Origin of the sequence: Micromonospora globosa (assembly GCF_000717585.1) — a bacterium.
Lineage (GTDB): Bacteria > Actinomycetota > Actinomycetes > Mycobacteriales > Micromonosporaceae > Micromonospora > Micromonospora aurantiaca.
In genome coordinates, this window is the sequence record NZ_JNZR01000018.1 from 12,754 (window position 1) to 36,815 (window position 24,062).

Below are 24,062 nucleotides of genomic sequence, written 5' to 3' on the forward strand. Positions count from 1 at the left end.
CCCGGCCGGGGCGCCGCTCAAGCGGGGGTGTGGACCACCGCTCAGCCGGGCGCGCCGGACGCCGTTCAGTCGGAGGCGCGGACCACCGCGACCGGGCAGGCGGCGCGGTGCAGGATCCCCTGGCTGACCGAGCCGAGCAGCAGCCCGCCCAGCTCGCCCCGGCCCTGCCGGCCCACCACGACCAGTTGAGCCCCGGCTGACGCCGTGGTCAGTGCCGCGACCGGTTTGGCGCGTACCGTCTCGGCGTGCACCGGCAGGTCCGGCCACCGTTCGCCGATCCCGGCGACCGCCTCGGTGAGCACCCGCTCGTCCTCCTCGGCCCCGCCCTTGCGCCCGGGCGGGGCGGGACGGGCGTGCACCACGTGCAGCGGCGCGCCCCACGCGGACGCGGTCTCGGCGGCGAACTCGACGGCGGCGCGCGACGGCGTGGAGCCGTCCACGCCGACCACGACCGGGCCGTCCGCGCGGGCGGTGCCGCGCGCGATCAGCACCGGGCAGTCGGCGTACGAGGCGACCTGCACCGCGACCGACCCGACCACGAGCGCGGCGAATCCGCCCAGTCCCCGGTCGCCGAGGACGATCAGGGCGGCGGTGGGGGACTCGCCGAGCAGCACCGCGGCGGCCTCCCCGTCGATGATCTCGCCGGTGATGCGCAGGCCGGGCGACTCCGCCTCGGCCGCCGCGACCGCGTCGGAGACCAGTTGCTCGGCCTGGTTGCGCAACCCGGCACCGGGTGGTGACCCGGCCGGCGCGGAGACCGGCACGCGCAGCAGCGGCCAGATGAAACCGTGCACCACCCGCAGCGGGCGGTTGCGCCGCCGCGCCTCCCGGGCCGCCAGACGCACCGCCCGTGTCGCGGGTTCGGAGCCGTCCACCCCGACCACCACCGCGGCCCCGTTCGCCGAGTTCACCCGTACCTCCTCGTGGCCGGCGCCCCCGCGGCCAGTATCGCGGCCCGGGTGGGCGGCCCGGGGCGATACCGCCGGGGTCGCCCGGTGGGTACGCTGGCGTGCAGCACCCAGGGGAGGGAGCCCCGTCGATGGATCAGCCGGACGGACCGAGCACCGCCCGCATGATCGACTACTGGCTCGGCGGCCGGCACCACCGTCCGGTGGACGTCGCCGCGGCCGCCGCTTTCGAGGCGGCGTACGGGCCCTGCGCGGCGATCTTCCGGTCGCTGCGTGGTTTCCTCGGCCGCACTGTGCAGGCGATGGCCGCCGACGGGATCGACGGCTTCCTGGTCTTCGGCGCGGGTGTGCCCACCTGCGGCAACGTGCACGAGGTCGCACCGGAGGCGACAGTGCTCTACACCGACGTGGACCCGGAGACGGTCCGCCTGGGCCGGAGCCTGCTCGCCGGCAGCGACCGGGCCGGGTACGGCTACGGCGACGCCACCGACATCGGGACCGTCGACCGGGCGCAGCTGCACCGGTTCGTGCCGGGCTGGGGGAGACGGCCGGTGGGTGTGGTCTTCCTCGGGCTGGCGGCGTTCCTGGACGACGACACGCTCGCCCGTACGCTCGACGAGCTGTACCAGGCGGTGGCGCCGGGCAGCCGGCTGGCGATCGACTTCGACACCGAGGAGCTGGCCGGGCACCCCGAGGCGCTGGCCATGATGGGCCCGGCGTTCCGGATGCGGGCGCCCGAGCGGTTCGCGCCGCTGCTGGGCCGCTGGCAGCCGACCGGCGACGGCATCGTGCCGGTGGCGCGGTGGCGGCCGGCCGGTGAGCCCGAGCCGGTGCCGGATGCGTTCCACGGCGCGCTGGCGTTCCGCACGGCCGGCTGAGCCGGTCCCGTCACGCCCGGCCGAGGCGGGGCGTTCGCCGTCTGGCGGCCTTCGTATGATGTTTGCCCTGTAGCAATAGTCGTCATCGGAGGATGAGCATGCCGGAGGCGTCCGGATCGGTGTCACGTGCCCTGCGCACGGCGCCACCCGACCAACTGGCGGAGACCGCGGACGCGGTGCTGCGCCAGACGCTCGGGGCCGCGCGGGCGGAGGTGTTCGTCGCCGACTACCGCGCCAGCGGACTCTGGCCGGTGCTCGACCCGGACGTGCCCGACGGCGGCCCGCTGCTGGCCCACAGCGTCGCGCAGCGCTGCTTCAGCAGCCAGGAGCCGGTGCTGGACATCGTCGAGGACGGCCGCTGCCGCGCCTACCTGCCGCTGTCGGTGTGGGGGGAGCGGCTCGGCGTGCTGATGGTGGAGCTGCCCGGCGACCCGGACGCGGCCACTGTGGAGGCCGCGCGCGACGCCGCCGGGGAACTGGCAGTGGCGATCCGGGCGGCCGACCGGGAGACCGACCGCTACCGGCGCGCCCGGCGGCGGGAGCGGCTGAGCATGGCTGCCGAGATGCAGTGGGACCTGCTGCCGGGGCGCAGCGTACGGCTCGGTGACGCGCTGCTCGCCGGGCAGCTCGAACCGGCGTACACCGTGGGCGGTGACCACTTCGACTGGTCGGTGGACGGCGACCGGCTCACCCTCACCGTGCTCAACGGCACCGGCAGCGGGCTGGCCGCGTCGATGCTCACGGCGATGACGGTGAACGCCATGCGCAACGCCAGGCGTTCGGGCGGCAGTCTGGTGGAGCAGGCGGAGCTGGCCTCGGACACCATCTACTACCAGCACCGGGGCGACCGGCACGTGGCCACGCTCCTGCTGGAGCTGGACAGCCGCCGGGGCGTGATGCGCGTGGTCGACGCCGGCTCACCGCAACTGCTGCGGCTGCGTGGGGGCCGCGTCACGCCGATCGCGCTGGAGCAGCAGCTGCCGCTGGGCATGTTCGCCGAGACGCGCTACGACGTGCAGGAGTTCACTCTGGAGCCGGGCGATCGCCTCTTCGTCGTCAGCGACGGGGTGTACGCGGCGGAGCCCGACGAGCAGGAGCCGTACGGCGTCCGGGCGATGGCGCGTGCGATGCGGTCGACTCGGCTGCAGCCGGCGACCGAGGCAGTTGGTACGGTGATGCGCGAACTGCACGCGTACCATGCCGACGCGGATCTCCGCGACGACGCGGTCGTCGTCTGCCTGGACTGGCGCGGCCCCAGCCGGTCCGACGACGTGACGGGGCAGTGACCGGGGCTGCGGAGCGAACACGAGCGGGACGATCGCAGGGGACGGCGAGTGGAGCGACCTCCGAATCTTGCCGCGGCCATCGAATCGGCTGCGGAGGCGCTCATCGGTGTGCTCGACTCGGCGACGTCCCGGCACACCGTCGGCGTCTCGCCCACCCAGCTGCGGGTGCTGTCGCTGATCGTGTCGCATCCGGACACCAACGTGAACCGGCTGGCCGAGCTGCTGGACGTGGTCCCCTCGTCGGCGAGCCGGTTGTGCGACCGTCTGGAGGCGGTCGGCCTGCTGCGCCGGGTGGCGGACCCGCGCGACCGGCGGGAGGTGCGGCTGATCCCGACCGCTGCCGCCGACACGCTGCTGCGCGACCTCCAGGAGAGACGGCACCGGGCGGTGCAGGCCGTGCTCGACCGGATGCCCAACCGGGTGCAGCACGAGCTGCTGCTGGCGCTGGTGGCGTTCAGCCAGGCCGCGGCGGCCACCGCCCCGCAGGCCGGCTCGGACTCGACCGCCCGTACCGCCTGATCCCTCGTACCGATGTCCGCCCTGCGTCCCACCGCTCAACTAGTGTCCTAGGACGCTTTAGCGGTTGTGACGGTCACCACCGTGACACCACTGAGCAACGACGCAGCGGGCCACCGGGCGAGAGCGGCGAGCCCGATATAGTGGCAGCGCAACTGGGCGGCCCGTGATCACCACGAGGGCGGGCCGCGTCGGGGAGGTCCCAGCCCGGGATCACAGAGGGCGCCGGCGTCTGACCGGCCGGCAACGCGCACGTCCCTCCAGCGGCCGTTCATCCGGCTGCCGGACCGTGCTGCGAAGGGAGGGTTCGGTGTCGCGTCGGCCGGCTCCAGCGGAGCAACCGGATTCCGGGACCGCCACGGTCGTGGGAGACCGCGTCCTCACGCTGCCCAACCTGATCAGTTTCGTCCGGCTCGTCGGCGTACCGATCTTCCTCTACCTGTTCCTCGTGGTGCGGGCCGACGTCGCCGCCATCGCGGTGCTCGCCGTGGGCGGCACCAGCGACTGGGTGGACGGCTGGATCGCCCGCCGCCTGGGCCAGGTGAGCCGGCTCGGGGAGCTGCTCGACCCGCTGGCCGACCGCCTCTACATCCTCGCCACGCTGCTCGCGTTCACCGCCCGCGAGGTGGTGCCCTGGCAGTTCACCGGCGCGCTGCTGGCCCGGGAGCTGCTCCTGCTGGTGTCCCTCGGGGTGCTGCGCCGGTACGGCTACGGCCCGCCGCCGGTGCACTACGTGGGCAAGACCGCGACGTTCCTGCTCCTGGCGGCGTTCCCCATCCTGCTGCTGGCCGACGCGGTGCCGGACGCCGGCACCGCCGCAGGCGCGATCGGCTGGGGCCTGGCCTGGTGGGGCCTGGTCCTCTACTGGGTCGCCGGCGCGATGTACGTGGTCCAGGCGAGCCGCCTCGTGCGGGCCATGCGGGCGCGGCGTACGGAGGCGGCGGCATGACGACGCCGTCACGGGACGGGGACAAGGAACGCGACCCGTCGACCCGGGTGTACGCCCCGGACTTCCTGACCGAGCTGTTCCGCAATCCGCTGGACCCGGGGTACGGGGACGCGGCGGCGCGCCGGGCGACGGGCTCCATGTCGCGGCTGCGGGAGGTGCTGGGCCGGCCGGTGAGCCTGGTGGTGCTGGCGCTGATCGGTTTCCTGTTCGCGGTGGCGTACCGGGAGACGGTGGCGGAGGAGCCGAGCCGCGCGACGGCGCGGGCGGGTCTGGTCGCCGAGATCAAGGGGCGGGAGGCGGAGACCGACCGGTTGACCGAGCGCGCCGAGCAGTTGCGTGAGGAGGTCGGCCGGCAGCGGGACGCGGCGTTGAGCGGTTCGCAGGCGTCCCGGTTGCGCACGCTGGAGGCGGGCACCGGCCTGGCCCGGGTGCGGGGGGACGGCGTGGTGGTGCGGCTGGCCGACGCGGCGGCGGACCAGGACGGGGTGACCGGCGGGGACGCGGGCCCGTCCCGGGTGCTGTATTCGGATCTGCAGAAGGTCGCGAACGCGTTGTGGGCGGCGGGCGCCGAGGCGGTGGCGGTGAACGGGCAGCGGTTGACGGCGACGTCGACGATCCGTTCGGCGGGTGAGGCGATCCTGGTGGACTACCGGCCGGTGACGGGCCCGTACGAGGTGCAGGCGATCGGGCCGAGGTCGATGCGGGACCGGTTCGACGAGAGCCGGGCGGCGGCGTTGATGCGTGAGGTGGCGCGGACGACGGGTCTGTCGTTCGGGGTGAAGCGGGTCGACGACCTCACCTTGCCGGCGGCGCCGCAGCCGCGGCTACGCTACGCCGAGCCTCCGGCGAGCCCGGGTCCGAGCGCGAGCGCGCGCCCGTCGGGTTCGGGTGGCGCCGGTTCGTCGAGTCCCGGGTCGTCCGGCCCGGGTGGTTCTTCCAGCCCCTCGGGAGGTGGCCGATGATCGCGGTGCTGGCGTTGCTCGCCGGTGTGGTGCTCGGGGTGTATCTGGACCCCACGGTGCCGGCGGCGTTGCAGCCGTATCTGCCGATCGCTGTGGTGGCCGCGTTGGACGCGGTGTTCGGTGGGGTGCGGGCGAAGCTGGACCGGATCTTCGACGACAAGCAGTTCGTGGTGTCGTTCATCTCGAACGTGCTGGTGGCGGGTCTGATCGTGTACCTGGGTGACCAGTTGGGCGTGGGCGGTCAGTTGTCCACCGGTGTGGTGGTCGTGCTCGGGGTGCGCATCTTCGGAAATGTGGCGGCGATCCGCCGGCACCTGTTCCGGGCGTAGGTTTGTGGCGATGAGCGAGGAACACAGGGAGACGGGTACCGGGTGGCCGCGGCCGGGGGAGCCGGCGCGGCCGTCGGGTCCGGCGGGTGAGCCGGATCCGCGCCCGGACGCGCCCGATCCGGACGAGTTGAGCCCGTTGGCGCCGGTGGAGCCGGTGCCGGACGAGGCGGCGGAGCCCGCGGAGCGGGAGGCGGTGCCGGAGTCCGAGCCGGAGCCGGGTGCGGCGGCCGGTGCCGGTGCGCCGTCGGCGGCGCGGCGGTTCTCGTCGGCGGGCGCGATGATCGCGGTGTTGCTGGCGTTGCTGGGTTTCACGCTGGTGGTGCAGTTCAAGACGACGTCGACGGATCCGACGCTCGCGGCGACGCGGGAGGAGGACCTGGTGCGGATCTCGTCGGATCTGGATTCGCGGGAGCGGCGGCTGCGCCAGGAGATCGAGTTGCTGGAGGAGAGCCAGCGGCAGCTGCGGTCGGGTGAGCAGGGCCGGCAGGCGGCGCTGGAGGAGGCGACGCGGCGGGCGGACGAGCTGGGCATCCTGGCGGGTACGTTGCCGGCGGTGGGTCCGGGTCTTGAGGTGCGGTTCTCGGGGCCGGCGAAGGCGGTGTCGTCGACGCGGATCCTGGACGCGGTGCAGGAGTTGCGGGGTGCGGGCGCGGAGGCGATGCAGATCCAGGGCACGGACGGTACGGCGGCGCGGATCATCGCGTCGACGTATTTCGTGGACGGGCCCGACGGTGCGCTGGTGGTGGACGGGCGGCGGTTGACGGGTCCGTTCACGATCATGGTGATCGGTGATCCGGCGACGATGCGTACGGCGTTGAACATTCCCGGCGGGGTGGTCGCATCGGTGCGGGACGGCGGCGGTAACGTGACCTCCGAGGATCGTGAGGTTGTGGAGGTTTCGCAGCTGCACGCGCCGATCAAGCTGGACCACGCCCGGCCGGTCTCGTGACCGGTCGCGGCCGCGCCGGTTTCTCCGGTGCACCGATGACGAAGGACGCAGTTGGTGATTCCTGAGGATCTGCGGTACACCGCCGAGCACGAGTGGGTGGTCGGTGGTGACGGTGGTGTCGTCCGCGTCGGTATCACGCACTTCGCGCAGGACGCCCTGGGTGACATCGTGTTCGTTCAGCTGCCGGAGCCGGGTGCGGTGGTGGCGGCGGGTGAGTCGCTGGGCGAGATCGAGTCGACGAAGAGCGTGTCGGAGATCTACGCGCCGTTGAGCGGCACGGTGGCGGCGCGCAACGAGGCGTTGGCCGACACCCCTGAGGTGATCAACACGGATCCGTACGGTGCGGGGTGGTTGGTGGAGATCACTCCGGACGATCCGGCGGCGGTCGAGGGTCTGCTGACCGCCGATGCGTACCGCGAGCTCACCGAGAGCTGAGTTCGTGCTGTTCCGGGCGGCGGCGAGGTTCCGCGCGTCCGGTTGCCCTGCATTTCGGCGCTGGCTAGGCTCGCCCAGTCGACCGAGAACCAATAGTTTGAGCGTTGCGGAATGCGCCTTCCCGGGCACGGGGAGCCAGCCGCCGGGTGTGGTGTTGCCCGGCGGCCAGACCCGCCATTCCCTGACGCCGACCGAACAGATCCGTGAGGTGGTCCCATGACGCGCCCAGACGACGAGTTCCCCCCGCTCGACGTCACTTCGACGCTCAATCTCGGCTCGCTCGACGAAGTGCTGGAGGGCCCGGACACCGATGTGGTGCCGAGCCGGATGTCCGGCTCGTTGCCGCCGGGTATGGCGTTGCTGGTGGTTCGCCGGGGTCCGAATGCGGGTGCCCGGTTCCTGTTGGACCACGATGTGACGACGAGTGGGCGGCACCCGGACAGTGACATCTTCCTGGACGACGTGACGGTGTCGCGTCGGCACGCGGAGTTCCACCGTGACGGTGGGACGTTCACGGTGCGGGATGTGGGCAGCCTGAACGGCACGTATGTGAATCGTGAGCGGGTCGAGGCGGCGACGCTGAGCAACGGTGACGAGGTGCAGATCGGCAAGTTCCGGGTGGTGTTCATCGCCGGTCCGCGCCCGGAGGAGGAGGCCGGCCGGGGGTGAACGAGCCTGCGGCTTCGACGCCGTCCGGGGCGGCGCGGGCGCCTGCGCTGATGAGTATCGGCGAGGTGCTGGCGCAGTTGCGGCCGGAGTTTCCGGACGTCACGATCTCGAAGTTGCGGTTCCTGGAGGCCGAGGGCCTGGTGGAGCCGCAGCGGACGCCGGCGGGTTATCGGAAGTACGGCTGGGACGATGTGGCGCGGTTGCGGTTCGTGTTGACCGCGCAGCGGGATCAGTACCTGCCGTTGCGGGTGATCCGGGAGCAGTTGGCCCAGTGGGACGGGTCTGGTCCGTCGCCGGGGCGGGGGCGGCCGAATCTGGTGGCTGTGGGTCCGGGTGGTGAGGTTCCGGGCCGGGAGCCGGTGGAGTCGGTCGAGTCGTCGGAGGTGCGGCTGGACCGGGCGGGTCTGATCGCTCGTAGTGGTGTGGACGAGTCGACGCTCGCGGAGTTGGAGCGGCTGGGTGTGCTGGTGTCGGATCCGCCGGGGTGGTACGACGCGGACGCGTTGATCATCGCGAGTGCGGTGGCGGGTCTGGCGGCGTACGGGCTGGAGCCTCGGCATCTGCGGGCGTACCGGTCGGCGGCGGATCGTGAGGTCGGGTTGTTCGCGCAGTTGGTGGCGCCGTTGGCGCGGCAGAGCGATCCGGCGGCGCGGGCCCGGGCGGCGGAGACGGCGCGGGAGTTGCTGGCGTTGTCGCAGCGGTTGCACGCGGCGTTGGTGCGGGTGGGGCTGCGGTCGACGTTGGGCCGGTGAGGTCGGTGCGAGGGGCCGGGTGCGGTGTGCGCCCGGCCCTTCGTCGTGGGTGGGCGCGGAAAGATCTGGTCGGCGGAGCGTGTCGTAGGCTTGCCGGGGTATGCCCGTCCGGCGAGGCGTGGTGCACGTAGCGCGTGGGACTCCCGTGTCCTGGTCCGTGTACCGTGCAGGGAAGGGCGCGGTGCATGGTGACGACGACACGGAGGCGGCGGTGCGCGAGCTGAGCGTGGTCGGAGTTCGGGTGGAGTTGCCGAGCAACCAGCCGATCGTCCTGCTGCGGGAGGTCGAGGGGGACCGCTATCTGCCGATCTGGATCGGCGCGGTCGAGGCGACGGCGATCGCTTATGAGCAGCAGGGGGTCAAGCCGGCCCGGCCGTTGACGCACGATCTTCTGCGGGATGTGCTGACGGCGTTGCAGGCGCCGTTGCGGGCGGTGGAGATCACCGAGTTGAAGGAGAACGTGTTCTACGCGGATCTGCTCCTCGGTGACGGTGTGCGGGTGTCGGCGCGGCCGAGTGACTCCATCGCGTTGGCGTTGCGGGTGGGTGCTCCGATTCGTTGTGCGGAGCAGGTCCTCAGTGAGGCGGGGATCGTGATCCCGGACGAGCAGGAGGACGAGGTGGAGAAGTTCCGGGAGTTCCTGGAGCAGGTGCGTCCGGAGGACTTCGCGGGTTGAGGTGTCCCGGCCGGGTGGCCGGGGTCGGCGCGGCGGTGGTTGTCACGGCAGGTGGCGGCCGGCCGCCGTGTGTTTTTGTTGCCGGGTGGTGGCGCGGCGTGTCGCGGTGTCTTCTGCGGGTGAAGTCCGGGGGGCGGCGTTAGGGTTGCCGTGTCGAGGGGTGCGCGTACGGGGAGTCGGCGCGGCACCGCCACGGGCGCGGGGAGGTTGGTCCGGATGCACGAGCCACGGGATCCTGGTCCGGGTGCGGAACAGCAGGCGGGTGTGGGGGCCGATCCGGCCGGTGACGGCGAGGTCGGCTACCGGGGTGTGACCGCGTGTTCGGCGGTGGGGATCAGTTACCGGCAGTTGGACTACTGGGCGCGTACGGCGCTGGTGGTGCCGAGTGTGCGCGACGCGTCGGGTTCGGGGACGTCGCGGTTGTACTCGTTCCGCGACCTGGTGGTGTTGAAGGTCGTGAAGCGGCTGCTGGACGCCGGGGTGTCGTTGCAGAACATCCGCAAGGCGATCGAGGCGTTGCGGTCGCGTGGGGTGGACGATCTGGCGGGCATCACGTTGATCTCCGACGGGACGACCGTGTACGAGTGCCGGTCGCCGGAGGAGGTGGTCGACCTGTTGCAGGGCGGCCAGGGGGTGTTCGGCATCGCGATCGGTGGCGCGTTCAAGGAGATCCAGGGTTCGTTGTCGCATCTGCCGGCGGAGCCGGTGGGTGGGCAGGAGCCGGCCGTGCCGGTGGTGGAGCCGGAGTCGGACTCGGAGTCGGTGGGTGACGAGCTGGCGGCGCGCCGGGCGCGGCGCCGGGCCGGGTGACCTGCGTCGCGTCTCGTTGACGGGATCGCGCCGCGCCCGAAAAAGGGTGCGGCGCGGTTCGTGTTTTGGTGACGGGGTGTGGTCCTCGCCTGTGGGCTGAGGCGATCGGACGGTGTGGACCGGGCCGGGTGAGAGTCGGTGCAGGTCACGGCACGTGTGCGCGTGATGTCCGAAAAGGACGGTACGTCGTGCGTGTTGACAGTCTGTGTGTGACCGGCTGCGGTGCGTCCATCGACTCGGGCCGCGTTGCTGACTGTCCGTGATTGACAGTTCTCGGGATCAGGACAGGGTCGGCGTGAAGTGTCGTTGCGGGCGCGCTATGGTCCGTTCCGGTCGTCGGCGTGTCGACGTCACGGCGGAACGCTGTGTGACGCCGCGCCGGACGGCGAGCCCCTGCCGCGGCGCTGCCCGCGGACCCCTTGTGGAAGGACCGAGCATGACGGTGACGAGCGAGACCACCCCGATCTCCCACTACGAGCGCATCGGCGGCGCGGCCGCGGTGAAGGCCGCGGTGGAGCTGTTCTACGACAAGGTGCTGGCCGATCCGGATCTGGCCGGCTACTTCGCCGACGTGGACATGGTGGAGCAGCGGCGGCACCTGGCGCTGATGCTGGCGGTCGTGCTCGGCGGTCCCAACGAGTACGCGGGCCGTGGCCTGGAGGAGGCGCACCAGCCGCTGAACATCACCGGTGAGCACTACGCGAAGGTCGGTGAGCATCTGACCGCGACGCTGGTGGAGCTGGGCGTGCCCGCGGACGTGATCGCCGATGTGCAGGTCGTGCTCGGGCAGGTGCGGGAGCAGGTCGTGTCGGCGGGGGACGCCTGAGCGTGGACGTCGCACGGCTCAAGCAGAGCTGGTCCCTGGTTGCCGCGCACGGCGACCAGGTGCCGCTCTACTTCTATTCGACGCTGTTCCTGGCGCATCCGGAGACCCGGCAGATGTTCCCCACGAACATGGCCGGGCAGCGGGACCGTCTGGTGGCCGCGCTGGGGCATGTGGTGTCCCACGTGGACCAGGTGGACCGGCTGGTCGGGTTCCTGCGGGACCTCGGCGCGGATCACCGGAAGTTCGCGGTGCGCGCCGAGCACTACCCGGCGGTCGGTGAGGCGCTGCTGGCGACGTTGCGGCACTTCTGCGGTGAGGCGTGGACCGAGGAGCTGGCGGCCGACTGGACCGCCGCGTACGGGCTCGTCGCGCAGGTGATGACCGAGGGCGCGCAGGCCGCGGAGTCGAAGTCGCCGCCGTGGTGGGTGGCGGAGGTGCTGACCCACGAGCAGCGCACGTTCGACGTGGCGGTGCTGACCGTACGCCCGCAGTATCTGTTGCCGTTCACGCCCGGCCAGTCGATCGGGGTGTCGCATCCTGCGGTGCGGTCGTGGCGGTACTACTCGCCGGCGAACGCGCCGCGTCCGGATGGCACGGTGGAGCTGCACGTGCGGGCCGCGCCGGGTGGTGTGGTGTCGTCGCGTCTGGTGTACGGGTGCGCGGCCGGTGACCAGATCCACCTGGCGTCGCCGGTGGGCGACCGGTTGACGTTGTGGCAGGCCGGGTCGTCGGATCTGCTGCTGCTGGCCGGTGGGACCGGCTGGGCGCCGGTGAAGGCGCTGGTGGAGCAGGTCGCGGCGGAGGGTTCGGGCCGGCGGGTGGACCTGTACGTGGGTGCCCGTTCGCGGACAGAGTTCTACGACAGCGAGGCGATCGACAAGCTGGCGGCGACGCATCCGTGGCTGCGGGTGTCGTACGTGGCCGGTGCGGATCCGGCCCGGCCGGGCGAGTCGGTGCGCATCGCCGACCGGGTGCTGGCCGACGGGGACTGGCGGTCGCGGCACGTGTACGTGTGCGGCTCGGACGAGATGGTGGGTCATTCGGTGGCGGCGTTGACCGGTGCCGGGTTCCAGCCGGGCCAGGTGCACCACGAGGGTTACGGCAAGCACTGGTACGGCCCGGCGTGGCGGACGATGACGGGGGCTGACGAGTCGGAGGTGAGCCGGTGAGCGCGGGTCCGATCAGCAGTTACGACGCGCAGCAGGTGTCCGGTCCGGTGCAGGTGCGGTTGACCTCGGACCGGGTCCGGCGGTGGGAGTTCGGGTCGGCGGCGTTCACGCGGCGCGGCTACGACCAGACCGATGTGGACCGGTTCCGGTTGCAGGTGGCCGACGAGCTGGATCTGCTGGCGGCGCAGGTGGCGAACCTGCGGGCGGAGAACGAGCGGCTCAACGACCATCTGGAGCTGCACCGGCACGGGGTGATCCCGAGCACGGAGGCGGCGGTGGCGCCGGCGGCGAAGGAGGTCAACCTGTTGTCGGCGGCGCAGCGGGAGGCCGAGCAGATCATCGCGCAGGCCCACGACTATGCCCGCCGGGTCGCCGAGTACGCCCGTACCCAGTACGAGAGTTACATGCGGGCGGCGGCGGAGGAGGCGAAGCGGGAGGCCGAGCGGGCGGTGACGGAGTACCGCAGTACCGCCGGGAGCGGCTTCGACGACTCGGTGGCGACGCGTGAGGCGCTGCGGATCTTCGGCGAGATGATGATCTCGCACATGCAGGCGGCGGCCCGGCACCTCGACGACGGCAGTGAGCAGTTGTCGCGCACGATGGAGCGGATCGCGCGGGAGTTGCCGCAGGGCGGCGGGGGCACGCCGCAGCCGGCGTTGTCGCGGCACCAGCGTTGAGCGGCGTCCCGGCCCGTGTGCACGGCGGGCCGGGACGCGCCGGCGGGTGTCAGGCGGCGACGGCTGCGATCGCGTCGGCGATGGGGGTGTCTCCGCCGACGAGTTCCAGGGTGTGCCCGGCGGTGGCCGGGGCGTACAGCAGGGCGAGCAGCACCCGGGCCACGTCGGCGCGGCTGATCGCGCCGGCTTCGACGTGCCGGGCCAGGGTGATGCGGCCTGCGGGTTCGTCGTCGGTGAGGCGGCCGGGCCGCAGCACCGTCACGTCGAGGTCCCGCGCGGCGACGTCGTCCTCGGCGGCCTTCTTGGCCCGCAGGTACGCCGCCCACACGTCGTCGGTGCCCTCGGCGGGGGCGGTGTCCACGCCCATGGAGGAGACCAGCAGGTAGCGGCGTACCCCGGCTCGTACGGCGGCGTCGGCGAGCAGCACGGCGGCGCCGCGGTCGACGGTGTCCTTGCGGGCGGCGCCGCTGCCGGGTCCGGCGCCGGCGGCGAACACGACAGCGTCGGCGCCGGCCAGGTGGGCGGCGAGGGTGTCGACGTCGGTGTGTTCCAGGTCACACACGACGGGTTCGGCGCCGGCGGCGCGCAGCGCGGCGGCGTGGTCGGGGTTGCGGATCAGTCCGAGCGCGGTGTCTCCGCGTCCGGCCAGTTCCCGCTCCAGCAGTTTGGCGATCTTTCCGTGCCCTCCGGCGATGACGACGCGCATGGGCTCAACCTAGCCCGCCTGGCCGCACCCCGCCGCGCGACCGCCGTACGGGTGGGAGGTGCGGGGTCCGGCGAGGGAGCATGGACGGGTGAGTGAGGCGTTCGAGGAGTTGACGCGGCTGGTGGCCGCCGGTGACGTGGTGGTGCTCAGCGGCGCGGGCCTGTCCACCGAGTCGGGCATTCCGGACTACCGGGGGCCCAGTGGCGCGGCGCGCCGGCACACCCCGATGACGTACCAGGAGTTCACCCGGGATCCGCTGGCCCGGCGGCGGTACTGGGCGCGCAGCCACCTGGGCTGGCAGACCATCGCCCGGGCGGCGCCCAACGACGGGCACCGGGCGGTGGCCCGGCTGCAGGACGCCGGGCTGCTCGGCGGGATCATCACCCAGAACGTCGACGGGCTGCACACCGCCGCCGGCGCCACCGGCGTGATCGAGCTGCACGGCCGCCTCGACGAGGTGACGTGCCTGGACTGCGGTAACGCCACCGGCCGCGACGAGCTGCACCGGCGGCTGTCCGAGGCGAACCCGGGCTTCGACGCGCGGGTGGCGCGCGTCAACCCCGACGGCGACGTGGACCTGCCCGACGAGGCGGTGACCGGGTTCCGCGCCGTCGACTGCGGGGTCTGCGGCACCGGCATGCTGAAACCGGACGTGGTGTTCTTCGGCGAGACGGTTCCCGCGCCCCGCGTCGCGGACTGTTTCGCGCTCGTCGAGCGGGCCCGGGCGCTGCTGGTGCTCGGGTCGTCGTTGACGGTGATGTCGGGGCGGCGGTTCGTGCTGCGGGCGGCCCGCCACGGCATCCCGGTGGCGATCGTCAACCAGGGCGTCACCCGCGGCGACGGGTACGCGGCACTGCGCCTGGACGCGCCGCTGGGCGCGACGCTGTGCGCGCTGGCCGACCGGGTGGCGGCGGCGCCGGCGCCGGTGTGATCAACCCCCGGGACATGAGCCGGAAACACGCCCGCTGGTAGCGTGGGAAGTGCCGGTACCACCCACGTGGGAGAGACCGTCGATCCGACGGCGCCGAAGGGGCAGATTCTCCCCGGAACCTCTCAGGCAAAAGGACCACGTGGGCAGGCGCTGTGGAGCGCGTCAGCGCGACTCAGGGGGAGGCCGACCCGTCGACCTCGCCCCACCAAGGAGCGCAGCGCATGATCGCAGAGCAGTTCGCCGACCGGCACATCGGCCCCGGCCGCGACGACGAACGCCGGATGCTGGACACCGTCGGTTACGGCTCCGTCGACGAGCTGATGGACGCCGCGATCCCCGAGGTGATCCGCTGGCACGGCACCCTGGACCTGCCCGCCCCGGCCAGTGAGCGGGAGGCTGTCGCCGAGCTGCGCGCCCTCGCGTCGCGCAACACCGTCGCCGTGTCCATGATCGGCCTGGGTTACCACGGCACGCACACCCCGGCGGTGATCCGCCGCAACGTGCTGGAGAACCCCGCCTGGTACACCGCGTACACGCCGTACCAGCCGGAGATCAGCCAGGGCCGGCTGGAGGCGCTGCTGAACTTCCAGACCATGGTCACCGACCTGACCGCCCTGGCCACCGCGAACGCCTCGATGCTCGACGAGGGCACCGCCGCGGCCGAGGCGATGACGCTCGCGCGCCGCGCGTCCAAGAGCAAGAGCCCGGTGTACGTGGTCGACGCCGACGCGTTGCCGCAGACCGTCGCGGTGATCGCCAGCCGCGCCGAGCCGCTCGGCATCGAGGTGCGCGTGGTCGACGTCGAGCGTGACGAGCTGCCGGCGGAGTTCTTCGGCCTGCACCTGCAGTACCCGGGCGCCTCCGGCGCGGTCCGCGACCACCGGGCGCTTGTCGACGCGGCGCACGGCGTGGGCGCGCTGGTGACGGTCGCCGCGGATCTGCTGGCGTTGACGCTGCTGCGCCCGCCGGGCGAGATCGGCGCCGACATCGCCGCCGGCACCACCCAGCGGTTCGGCGTACCGATGGGCTTCGGTGGGCCGCACGCCGGTTACCTGGCGGTGCGCTCAGGCCTGGAGCGGATGCTGCCCGGCCGCCTCGTCGGGGTGTCCCGCGACGCCGACGGCAACCCGGCGTACCGGCTGGCGTTGCAGACCCGTGAGCAGCACATCCGCCGGGAGAAGGCGACCAGCAACATCTGCACCGCCCAGGTGCTCCTCGCGGTGATGGCCGGCATGTACGCCGTCTATCACGGCCCGGACGGGCTGCGCGCCATCGCCCGGCGTACCCACGAGGCGGCGGCGCGGCTCGCGGCCGGGCTGCGCGCCGGGGGCGTGCAGGTCGCGGAGGTCGCGTTCTTCGACACCGTCACCGCGACCGTGCCGGGCCGGGCCGCCGAGGTGGTCGCAGCCGCCGCGGCGCGCAACGTGAACCTGCGGCTGGTCGACGCCGACCGGGTCGGCGTCTCCTGCGACGAGACCACCACGCCCGCGCACCTGCAGGCGGTGTGGGGGGCGTTCGGCGTCGACGGGTTCGACGGCGACACCGACGCGGCCCTGCCGGACGGGCTGGCCCGCACGTCGGACTTCCTCACCCACCCGGTGTTCCACAGCCACCACTCGGAGACGGCGATGCTGCGCTACCTGCGCCGCCTGGCCGACTTCGACTACGCGCTGGACCGCGGCATGATCCCGCTGGGGTCGTGCACGATGAAGCTCAACGCCACCACCGAGATGGAACCGATCACCTGGCCGGAGTTCGCGCACCTGCACCCGTTCGCGCCGGACGAGCAGACCGCCGGGTACCGGGAGCTGATCGCGCAGCTGGAGGGCTGGCTGGCCGAGGTGACCGGCTACGACGCGGTCAGCGTGCAACCGAACGCCGGGTCGCAGGGTGAGCTGGCCGGGCTGCTGGCGATCCGCGGCTACCACCGGGAGCGCGGCGAGGGCCACCGCGACGTGTGCCTGATCCCGTCGTCGGCGCACGGCACGAACGCCGCGTCCGCCGTGATGGCCGGCATGCGGGTCGTGGTGGTCGGCTGCGACGCCGACGGCAACGTCGACCTGGTCGACCTCGACGCGAAGATCGACAAGCACCGGGACGCGCTCGCCGCGATCATGGTGACGTACCCGTCGACGCACGGCGTGTACGAGACCGGCATCGCCCAGCTGTGCGCGAAGGTCCACGACGCCGGCGGTCAGGTGTACGTCGACGGCGCGAACCTCAACGCGCTGGTCGGGTTCGCCAAGCCGGGCCGGTTCGGGGCGGACGTGTCGCACCTGAACCTGCACAAGACGTTCTGCATCCCGCACGGCGGCGGCGGCCCGGGTGTGGGCCCGGTGGCGGTGCGCTCGCACCTGGCGCCGTTCCTGCCCGGCGACCCGCTCGGCGCGCGCGCCGACGGGCGGCCGGCGATCTCGGCGGCGAACCACGGGTCGGCGGGGATCCTGCCGATCCCGTGGGCGTACCTGCGGATGATGGGCGCCGACGGGCTGGCCCGCGCGACCGGCGTGGCGGTCCTGGCGGCGAACTACGTCGCGGCGCGGCTGCGGTCGCATTTCCCGGTGCTGTACGCCGGCAACAAGGGCCTGGTCGCGCACGAGTGCATCCTGGACCTGCGTCCGTTGACCAAGGCCACCGGCGTGACCGTGGACGACGTGGCGAAGCGGCTGATCGACTACGGCTTCCACGCGCCGACGATGTCGTTCCCGGTGGCCGGGACGCTGATGGTGGAGCCGACCGAGAGCGAGGACCTGGCCGAGCTGGACCGCTTCTGCGACGCGATGATCGCGATTCGGGCGGAGATCGACAAGGTCGGCTCGGGGGAGTGGCCGGCGGGGGACAATCCGCTGTCCAACGCGCCGCACACCGCGGCGATGGTGTCGGCCGACGAGTGGCCGCACCCGTACCCGCGGTCGGTGGGCGCCTACCCGGCGGGTGTGGACCGGGCGGGCCGGTACTGGCCTCCGGTGCGGCGCATCGACGGCGCGTACGGCGACCGGAACCTGGTCTGCTCGTGCCCCGCGCCGGAGGCGTTCGAGGACTGAGCGGCTGACGCCGGGGCGGTGGGCTCTCGCCGCCCCGGCCGGTGCGCCGGACGGTCATGACCGGCGCGTACGCTCACTGACGCTGCGTGATCGCTCAGGCGACGAGGGCGTGGCGGGCCGGACCCCGGTGCGGGGCGATGGTGCGCCCGTCGGGGAGCAGCTCACCGGTGTCCTCGAAGACGATGACACCGTTGCAGAGCAGGCTCCAGCCCTGCTCAGGGAAGCAGGCGAGTACGCGGGCGGCCTCGCGGTCGGTCGCGTCGGCGGAGGGGCAGGTGGGCTGGTGCTGACACATCGGGTTCTCCGGACTGTGGGGGCACTGTGTCATGGTTCACATGACCAGTGACGCACAGTACCAAGGAAAACTGAGCGGCAACGAGCAAGGATGCGTCTTGTTCACCCAGAATGGGCTGAACGGATGACCCGTAACGGCCCGGACGTCGTGGAAGCGCTCCCACAGGTGGAGGTCGATGCTCCCGGCGCCCCGCCCGGATGCCGCCGCCGGCTCGTCGAGACCGCCCGGCTGCACTGGTCCGTCGGCGACGGCGGCGACCCCGCCGACCTGGCACAACGCTTCCTCGCCGCACACGGCATCGACCGCGGCGACCTCACCCGGCCCGGCCGCCACGACTCCGACGCCGGAGTGTGCGGCGCCGCGCTGTACCTGTCAGCCGCCGCCGGCGCGTACACCCTCGGCGTGTCGCCCGGCGCGCCCAGCCCCGCACCGGCGCTGCCCGACCTGGTCGTGGTCGTCTACCACCACACCGACCGCCCCACGGCGCCCCCGCCGCCGGCCCCGGCCCCGTGGCGGCTCGGACCCTGGCAGGACAGCTGGACCCCGGCCGCGCACGCCGCCGCCGTCGCCGCGGTCCGCGACGCCATCGCCCGCGGCGACGTCTACCAGGTCAACATCGTCGGCCACGCCGCCGCCGGCTACACCGGCGACCCGCTGCCCGCGCTGGCCCGCCTCGCCGCGCTACCCGGCGCCCGCTACGGCGGCACCCTGCACGGCCCCGGCTGGGCCCTCGGCTGCGCCTCCCCGGAAACCCTCATCGCCGTCGAACACGGCCGGCTGGTCACCCGCCCCATCAAGGGCACCCGCCCGGCCACGCCCGCCGGACGCCGCGACCTGCTCACCTCGGCCAAGGAACGCGCCGAACACGTCATGATCGTCGACCTGGAACGCAACGACCTGGCCCGCGTCGCCCGCACCGGCTCGGTACGCGTCGACGAGCTGTTCGCCGTACGCCGCTGGTGTGACCTGTGGCAGGCCGAGTCGACGGTGTCGGCGGCGCCCGCCGACGGCCTCGGCCTGGCCGACCTGCTGCGCGCGGTCTGCCCCGGCGGGTCGGTCACCGGCGCGCCCAAACACGCCGCCCTGGCCCACATCGCCGCGCTGGAGCCGGTCGGCCGCGGCGCGAGCATGGGGGCGCTCGGCTGGGTCGGACCCGACCGCCTCGACCTGGGCCTGACCATCCGCACCGCCGCCGCCGACGGGAACCTGCTGCACCTGTGGGCCGGGGGAGGCATCACCTGGGACAGCGACCCCGCCGCCGAGGTCGCCGAGGCCGCCGCCAAGGCCGCCCCGATCCGCGCCCTGCTCGCCGGCTGACGGGTCGCCCGGCGGCCCGGCCTTCTCGCGGAGGCTCAGCCGGCGGTGGCGAACTCGTCGAGGGCGGCGACGACCCGCTCGCCGATGCCGTGCCCGCCGCCGTGACCGCCGGACTCCACGATCTCCAGCCGCGCGTCCGGCCAGCCCTGGGTCAGCAGCCACGCGATGTCCGGCGGCCCACTGACGTCCAGCCGGCCCTGCACCAGCACCCCCGGAATGCCCGCCAGGCGGCCCGCGTCGCGCAGCACCTGCCCGTCCGGCTGGAAACCCCGATTCGCGAAGTAGTGCGTCACCAGCCGGGCGAACCCGTACCGGAACACCGGATCGTCGAACCGGGGATCCGGCGCGAACCCACCGGCGAGCGACACGTGCACGTCCTCCCAGTCGCACCAGTCCCGCGCCGCCTGCTCCCGCACCGCCGGGTCCGCGTCGTTGACCAGCCGCGCGTACGCCGCCGACAGGTCACCGTCACGGTCGGCCTCGGGCACCCCGCCACGGAACCGCGCCCACTCCTGCGGGAACACCCGGCCCATGTCCCGGGTCACCCACTCGATCTCCCGGTTCGTGTTGGCGACCACGCTGAACAGCACCAGCGCGCTGACCCGCCCCGGGTGCCGCTGCGCGTACGCCAGCGCCAGCGACGACCCCCACGACGCGCCGCACAGCAGCCACCTGCCGATCCCCAGATGCGCGCGCAGCAGCTCCATGTCGGCCAGCAGATGCCCGGTGGTGTTCACCGACAGGTCAGTGGACGGATCCGACGCCGGGGGAGTGCTGCGCTCACAACCACGCTGGTCGAACAACACGATCCGGTACGCGGCCGGATCGAACAGCCGCCGCCACGACGCGCCCGCCCCCGAACCGGGCCCACCGTGCACCACCAGCGCCGGCCGCCCGTCCGGATTGCCGCACGTCTCCCAGTACACGCGCTGCCCGTCCCCGACATCCAGCATCCCGTGCGCGTACGGCTCGATCGGCGGATACATGCGGCGGCCTCCCTGCGACAGTGTCCGCACACCCTACGAGCCCCACCGCCCCGGCGGGTGCCCCCCGCGCAGCGGTAAGCAACGGATAGCCTTCCGGACATGACTATGCGCCCCATCCGGATCATCGGCGACCCCGTGCTGCGCACCCCCAGCGAACCCGTCACCAGCTTCGACGCCGAACTGCGCGCCCTCGTCACCGACCTGATGGACACGCTGCTCGGCGCACCCGGCCGCGCCGGCGTCGCCGCACCCCAGATCGGCGTCAACGCCCAGGTGTTCGTCTACGACGCCGACGGCCACCGCGGCCACATGATCAACCCCACGCTGGAGGTGTCCGACGAACTCCAGGACGACGAGGAGGGCTGCCTGTCCATCCCCGGCCTGTACTTCCCGACCCCGCGCGCGCTGCACGCCACCGCCCACGGCTACGACCAGCACGGCGAGCCGCTCACCGTCACCGGCAGCGGCTTCCTCGCCCGCGCCCTGCAACACGAGACCGACCACCTGCGCGGACGCCTCTACGTCGACACCCTGCGCGGCGACACCCGACGCCGGGCCCTGCGCGAGATCCGCGCCGGCCGGTTCGACTCACCCAGCCGCGGCCGCTGACGTCAACGCGCACTCGGTGAACCCGGCCACCCGGGAGAACCCCAGCCGCTCGTACAACCGCACCGCCGCCGCGTTGTCCGCCCGCACGTTCAACGTCACATGATCCACAGACGCGCGCAGCCGGGCACACAACGCCGCCACCACACCCGCACCCAGACCACGACCCCGCACATCCGGATGCGTCGTCACGTTCCCCAGCGCCGCCACCCGCCAGCGCGGCGAGAACACGTGCACCCCCGCCACCGCCACCAGCCGGCCGTGCTCCCGCACCCCCACGTACTGGCCCGTCTCCAGCATCCGCGCATCGAACCAGTTCCCCGGATACGCCACCGCGTACAACGCGGCCAGCTCCGCCGCGTCCGCCGGCCCCAACGGCTCACCCACCGCCGGCACCGCCGCCAGCCGCCCCGGATCCGTCAACGCCATCCGGTGATGCGCCGCCGCCTCCGACACCACGAACCAGCGGCCCAGCGTCGCCTCCAGACCGGGGGACAGGTGCGCCCACATCCGCGCCGGCAACACCGGCGCCGCCTCCGTCAGCAACCCGGCCAGCTCCGCCACCCGCTCCGGCGCCGCGAACGCCAGCAACGTCGGCAACTCCACCCCGTGATACAGCAACACCACCTGGTCGCCACGCCGGAACCACGACGTGTACGGCCAGAAGAAATCGTCCAGATCACCCAACTGGTACGCGTGCAACACCGGATCCCGGCCCAGCAGACCCGCCAGCACCGCCCGGTCGTGCTCCGCCCGCACCGCCACCGCGATCAGCCCGCCGTCCACTGGTCGTAACCCAACCGGGCCACCAGCGCCAGCACCACCACCAGCAGCACCACCCGCACGAACCCGGCGCCCCGCCGCAACGCCATCCGCGCGCCCACAGCCGCCCCCACCACGTTGCACACCGCCATCGCCGCGCCCAACGCCCACCACACGTGCCCGGTCAACCCGAACACCACAAGCGCGCCCAGGTTCGTGCCCGCGTTCACGACCTTCGCCATCGCCGAGGCATGCACGAAATCCGAACCCAGAATCGCGGTGAACGCCAGCACCAGGAACGTGCCGGTACCCGGCCCGATCAACCCGTCGTACAGAGCGATACCCAGACCGGCCACCGCCACCGCCACCACCACCCGCGCCGGGGTCCGCCGCTGCGGCGACGCCACCACACCAAGCGACGGCCGCGCCAGCACGAACACCGCCACCGCCACCAGCACCACGAGCACCACCGGCCGGTACGCGCTACCCGGCACCGCACCCGCCAACGCCGCACCCAACCCCGCCGTCAACACCGCCAACCCGGCCGCCGGACCCGCCACCGCCCAGTCCAGCTTCGTGCGCCGCGCGTACGTCACCGCCGCCGTCGACGTACCGAAGATCGCCGCCAGCTTGTTCGTGCCCAACGCCGTCGCCACCGGCACACCCGGCGCCGCCACCAGCAACGCCGGCAACAACAACAGACCGCCGCCACCCACCACCGCGTCCACCCACCCCGCCAGAAGGGCAGCGGTCAGCAACGTCGTCAACGACAGGGCATCCACCGACGCATTCTGCCCACGCCGCCACCAGCGACGAGACCACCTGTGGCCAGCCTCACCGCCCCCGGCGACGCCGCAACCACACCCCGACCGACCCCACCGCCACGAACACCAGCATCGAACAGCACAGCAGTTTCAGCACCCGGCAAGACTCCCACGACGACGTAGGGTGTCCAGGTGCGCCTGGCCACCTTCAACCTGCTGCACGGCCGATCCCTCACCGACGGGCTCGTCGACCCCGACCGGCTCACCGCCGCCGTCACCGACCTCGACGCCGACGTCCTCGCCCTCCAGGAAGTCGACCGCGACCAGACCCGCAGCGGCAAACTCGACCTCACCGCCGTGGCCGCCCGCGCCCTGCACGCCGACCACCACCGCTTCGCCGCCGCCGTCGTCGGCACCCCCGGCGAACAGTTCCGCCCCCTCACCCACGACGACGACGGCCACGGCGAACCCCTCTACGGCATCGGCCTCATCAGCCGCCACCCCGTCCGCTCCTGGCAGGTCACCCGGCTGCGCGCCGCCCCCGTCCGCTCACCCATCTACGCACCCGGCCCCGGCGGCGGACTCGTCCTGCTCCGCGACGAACCCCGCGTCGTGCTCGCCGCCGTCCTCGACACCCCCCACGGCCCCCTCACCGTCGCCGCCACCCACCTGTCCTTCGTGCCCGGCTGGAACATCTGGCAACTACGCCGCGTCGTGCGCGTCCTGCGCACCCTGCCCGCACCCCGGATCCTGCTCGGCGACCTCAACCTGCCCGCCGGACCCGCCGCCGCGCTCACCCGCTGGCAGCCCCTCGCGCGGCGCCCCACCTACCCGGCCGGGCAACCCCGCGTCCAGCTCGACCACATCCTCGCCGACCGCCACGGGCTCGACCGGCTGCCGGCCGTCACCGCCGTCCACACCCCGCTGGCGACCATCTCCGACCACCGGCCCCTCGTCGTCGACCTCGGCTGACCGCTCAGCCCAGACCGCTCTGCCGCCGCGCCGCCTCCACCGCGTTACGGAACAACATCGCCACCGTCGTCGGACCCACCCCGCCCACACGCGGCGTGATCGCCCCCGCCACCTCGGCACACGACTCGTCCACGTCCGGCAGCAACCGCCGCCCCTCGTACCGCACCCCACCACCGACCACCACCGCACCCGGACGCACATGCTCCGGCCGCACGATCCCCGGCACCCCCGCCGCCGCGATCAGGATCTCCGCCCGCCGCGTATACCGCGGCCAGTCCGCCACCCCCGTGTGCACCACAGTCACCGCCGCGTTCGCCGTCGGCCGCTTCTGCGCCAGCAACATCGCCAACGGCCGACCCAACGTCGCACCCCGGCCCAGGATCACCACCTCCCGGCCCGCCACCGGCACACCGTGGAACGCCAGCAACGCCTCGATCCCCGCCGGCGTACACGGCAACGGACCCGGCAGCCCCAACGCCAGCCGGCCCATGTTCACCGGATGCATCCCGTCCACGTCCTTGTCCGGATCCAGCTCCGCCAACGCCCGGTCGTAGTCCAGGTGACCCGGGATCGGATACTGCACCAGCACGCCGTGCACCGTCTTGTCCGCGTTGAAATCCGCCAGCACCGCATGCAGATCCGCCTGCGACGCCGACGCCGGCAGATGCACGTGCGGCGACACGAACCCCAGCTCCGCCGCCTGACGCTGCTTGATCCGGATGTAGCCCGCGCTCGCGTCGTCGTCACCCACCAGCACCGTCGCCAGCGCCGGCGTCACCCCCGCCGCACGCAGCTCCGCCACCGACGCGGCGACCTCCGACAACACCTGCTCCGCCACCGGGGCACCCGGCAACAACCGCGCAGAAGACATACGACACCTCGCCCGCG

The 24,062-nt window shown here is 73.0% G+C and carries 27 protein-coding genes and 1 riboswitch; of the genes, 20 read left to right on the forward strand and 7 right to left on the reverse strand.

Features of this window, described 5'->3' with window-relative positions; all coding sequences use genetic code 11:
- Positions 1-65 precede the first annotated feature (65 nt).
- Positions 66-911, reverse strand: coding sequence for a universal stress protein (locus tag IF06_RS0117350; RefSeq protein ID WP_030272211.1), 846 nt, complete (start codon positions 909-911; stop codon positions 66-68).
- 128 nt (positions 912-1,039) lie between these two features.
- Here IF06_RS0117350 and IF06_RS0117355 point away from each other — a divergent pair, with 128 nt between their 5' ends.
- The 15 genes from IF06_RS0117355 (at position 1,040) to IF06_RS0117425 (ending at position 12,791) form a co-directional block, all read left to right on the forward strand.
- Positions 1,040-1,786, forward strand: a complete 747-nt coding sequence (locus IF06_RS0117355) for an SAM-dependent methyltransferase (protein WP_013286379.1) — start codon at positions 1,040-1,042, stop codon at positions 1,784-1,786.
- Positions 1,787-1,884: 98 nt separating this feature from the next.
- Positions 1,885-3,072 carry a PP2C family protein-serine/threonine phosphatase gene (locus IF06_RS0117360; protein ID WP_030272213.1) on the forward strand — a complete coding sequence of 396 codons (1,188 nt, stop codon included), beginning with the start codon at positions 1,885-1,887 and terminating at the stop codon, positions 3,070-3,072.
- A 48-nt stretch (positions 3,073-3,120) separates the two neighbouring features.
- Entirely contained in the window at positions 3,121-3,591 is a 471-nt protein-coding gene (locus tag IF06_RS0117365; protein WP_013286377.1) for a MarR family transcriptional regulator, read from the forward strand.
- Positions 3,592-3,898: 307 nt separating this feature from the next.
- Positions 3,899-4,537, forward strand: coding sequence for a CDP-alcohol phosphatidyltransferase family protein (locus IF06_RS0117370; RefSeq protein ID WP_013286376.1), 639 nt, complete (start codon positions 3,899-3,901; stop codon positions 4,535-4,537).
- On the forward strand, positions 4,534-5,499 hold the full coding sequence (locus IF06_RS0117375; RefSeq protein WP_030272215.1) for a DUF881 domain-containing protein: 966 nt from the start codon (positions 4,534-4,536) through the stop codon (positions 5,497-5,499). The genes IF06_RS0117370 and IF06_RS0117375 overlap by 4 nt, the downstream gene beginning before the upstream one ends.
- Positions 5,496-5,828, forward strand: a complete 333-nt coding sequence (locus tag IF06_RS0117380) for a small basic family protein (protein ID WP_007071104.1) — start codon at positions 5,496-5,498, stop codon at positions 5,826-5,828. Before IF06_RS0117375 ends, IF06_RS0117380 begins: the two co-directional genes overlap by 4 nt.
- Positions 5,829-5,838: 10 nt before the next feature.
- Positions 5,839-6,777, forward strand: coding sequence for a DUF881 domain-containing protein (locus IF06_RS0117385; protein ID WP_013286374.1), 939 nt, complete (start codon positions 5,839-5,841; stop codon positions 6,775-6,777).
- A gap of 54 nt (positions 6,778-6,831) precedes the next feature.
- Complete coding sequence (gene gcvH / locus IF06_RS0117390; RefSeq protein WP_013286373.1) at positions 6,832-7,212, forward strand: glycine cleavage system protein GcvH; 381 nt, start codon at positions 6,832-6,834, stop codon at positions 7,210-7,212.
- Between the two features lie 216 nt (positions 7,213-7,428).
- Positions 7,429-7,881: an FHA domain-containing protein gene (locus IF06_RS0117395; RefSeq protein WP_007071101.1), complete on the forward strand. Its 453-nt coding sequence runs from the start codon at positions 7,429-7,431 to the stop codon at positions 7,879-7,881.
- 50 nt (positions 7,882-7,931) lie between these two features.
- On the forward strand, positions 7,932-8,633 hold the full coding sequence (locus tag IF06_RS0117400; protein ID WP_174361714.1) for a MerR family transcriptional regulator: 702 nt from the start codon (positions 7,932-7,934) through the stop codon (positions 8,631-8,633).
- Positions 8,634-8,844: 211 nt separating this feature from the next.
- Positions 8,845-9,309, forward strand: coding sequence for a bifunctional nuclease family protein (locus tag IF06_RS0117405; protein ID WP_036311069.1), 465 nt, complete (start codon positions 8,845-8,847; stop codon positions 9,307-9,309).
- 216 nt (positions 9,310-9,525) lie between these two features.
- Complete coding sequence (locus IF06_RS0117410; RefSeq protein ID WP_013286370.1) at positions 9,526-10,119, forward strand: MerR family transcriptional regulator; 594 nt, start codon at positions 9,526-9,528, stop codon at positions 10,117-10,119.
- Between the two features lie 436 nt (positions 10,120-10,555).
- Positions 10,556-10,945: a group I truncated hemoglobin gene (locus tag IF06_RS0117415; protein ID WP_013286369.1), complete on the forward strand. Its 390-nt coding sequence runs from the start codon at positions 10,556-10,558 to the stop codon at positions 10,943-10,945.
- Between the two features lie 2 nt (positions 10,946-10,947).
- Positions 10,948-12,114 carry a globin domain-containing protein gene (locus tag IF06_RS0117420; protein WP_013286368.1) on the forward strand — a complete coding sequence of 389 codons (1,167 nt, stop codon included), beginning with the start codon at positions 10,948-10,950 and terminating at the stop codon, positions 12,112-12,114.
- Entirely contained in the window at positions 12,111-12,791 is a 681-nt protein-coding gene (locus tag IF06_RS0117425) for a DivIVA domain-containing protein (protein WP_013476766.1), read from the forward strand. The genes IF06_RS0117420 and IF06_RS0117425 overlap by 4 nt, the downstream gene beginning before the upstream one ends.
- 49 nt (positions 12,792-12,840) lie before the next feature.
- Here IF06_RS0117425 and IF06_RS0117430 read toward each other — a convergent pair whose 3' ends face one another.
- Complete coding sequence (locus IF06_RS0117430) at positions 12,841-13,497, reverse strand: NAD(P)H-binding protein (protein ID WP_013286366.1); 657 nt, start codon at positions 13,495-13,497, stop codon at positions 12,841-12,843.
- An 88-nt stretch (positions 13,498-13,585) separates the two neighbouring features.
- On the opposite strand from IF06_RS0117430, the gene IF06_RS0117435 reads away from it, so the two are divergent.
- Together IF06_RS0117435 and gcvP are read left to right on the forward strand one after the other, a co-directional pair.
- Positions 13,586-14,428, forward strand: a complete 843-nt coding sequence (locus tag IF06_RS0117435) for an NAD-dependent protein deacetylase (RefSeq protein ID WP_030272221.1) — start codon at positions 13,586-13,588, stop codon at positions 14,426-14,428.
- Positions 14,429-14,485: 57 nt separating this feature from the next.
- Positions 14,486-14,576, forward strand: a riboswitch (glycine riboswitch).
- A gap of 73 nt (positions 14,577-14,649) precedes the next feature.
- Positions 14,650-17,472 carry an aminomethyl-transferring glycine dehydrogenase gene (gene gcvP / locus IF06_RS0117440; RefSeq protein ID WP_030272223.1) on the forward strand — a complete coding sequence of 941 codons (2,823 nt, stop codon included), beginning with the start codon at positions 14,650-14,652 and terminating at the stop codon, positions 17,470-17,472.
- Positions 17,473-17,566: 94 nt separating this feature from the next.
- On the opposite strand, the gene IF06_RS0117445 is transcribed toward gcvP, so the two are convergent.
- Positions 17,567-17,767 carry a DUF5999 family protein gene (locus IF06_RS0117445; protein WP_013286363.1) on the reverse strand — a complete coding sequence of 67 codons (201 nt, stop codon included), beginning with the start codon at positions 17,765-17,767 and terminating at the stop codon, positions 17,567-17,569.
- 123 nt (positions 17,768-17,890) lie between these two features.
- Here IF06_RS0117445 and IF06_RS0117450 point away from each other — a divergent pair, with 123 nt between their 5' ends.
- Positions 17,891-19,084 (forward strand): chorismate-binding protein, encoded by a 1,194-nt coding sequence (locus IF06_RS0117450; RefSeq protein WP_013286362.1) that lies wholly within the window; start codon positions 17,891-17,893, stop codon positions 19,082-19,084.
- Positions 19,085-19,119: 35 nt separating this feature from the next.
- On the opposite strand, the gene pip is transcribed toward IF06_RS0117450, so the two are convergent.
- The gene (gene pip, locus IF06_RS0117455; protein WP_030272224.1) at positions 19,120-20,070 is read right to left on the reverse strand and encodes a prolyl aminopeptidase; all 951 of its coding nucleotides are present in this window, start codon (positions 20,068-20,070) and stop codon (positions 19,120-19,122) included.
- Between the two features lie 99 nt (positions 20,071-20,169).
- Here pip and def point away from each other — a divergent pair, with 99 nt between their 5' ends.
- Entirely contained in the window at positions 20,170-20,679 is a 510-nt protein-coding gene (gene def / locus IF06_RS0117460; protein WP_030272226.1) for a peptide deformylase, read from the forward strand.
- Here the strand turns inward: def and IF06_RS0117465 are convergent.
- On the reverse strand, positions 20,659-21,462 hold the full coding sequence (locus IF06_RS0117465) for a GNAT family N-acetyltransferase (protein ID WP_030272228.1): 804 nt from the start codon (positions 21,460-21,462) through the stop codon (positions 20,659-20,661). The genes def and IF06_RS0117465 overlap by 21 nt on opposite strands.
- Positions 21,447-22,220 carry a sulfite exporter TauE/SafE family protein gene (locus IF06_RS0117470; RefSeq protein ID WP_176739673.1) on the reverse strand — a complete coding sequence of 258 codons (774 nt, stop codon included), beginning with the start codon at positions 22,218-22,220 and terminating at the stop codon, positions 21,447-21,449. The genes IF06_RS0117465 and IF06_RS0117470 overlap by 16 nt, the downstream gene beginning before the upstream one ends.
- Before the next feature lie 174 nt (positions 22,221-22,394).
- Between IF06_RS0117470 and IF06_RS0117475 the strand changes: the two genes are divergently transcribed.
- Positions 22,395-23,174, forward strand: coding sequence for an endonuclease/exonuclease/phosphatase family protein (locus IF06_RS0117475; RefSeq protein WP_013476774.1), 780 nt, complete (start codon positions 22,395-22,397; stop codon positions 23,172-23,174).
- Positions 23,175-23,178: 4 nt separating this feature from the next.
- Here IF06_RS0117475 and IF06_RS0117480 read toward each other — a convergent pair whose 3' ends face one another.
- On the reverse strand, positions 23,179-24,045 hold the full coding sequence (locus tag IF06_RS0117480) for a bifunctional 5,10-methylenetetrahydrofolate dehydrogenase/5,10-methenyltetrahydrofolate cyclohydrolase (protein ID WP_030272232.1): 867 nt from the start codon (positions 24,043-24,045) through the stop codon (positions 23,179-23,181).
- Between the last annotated feature and the right edge of the window lie 17 nt (positions 24,046-24,062).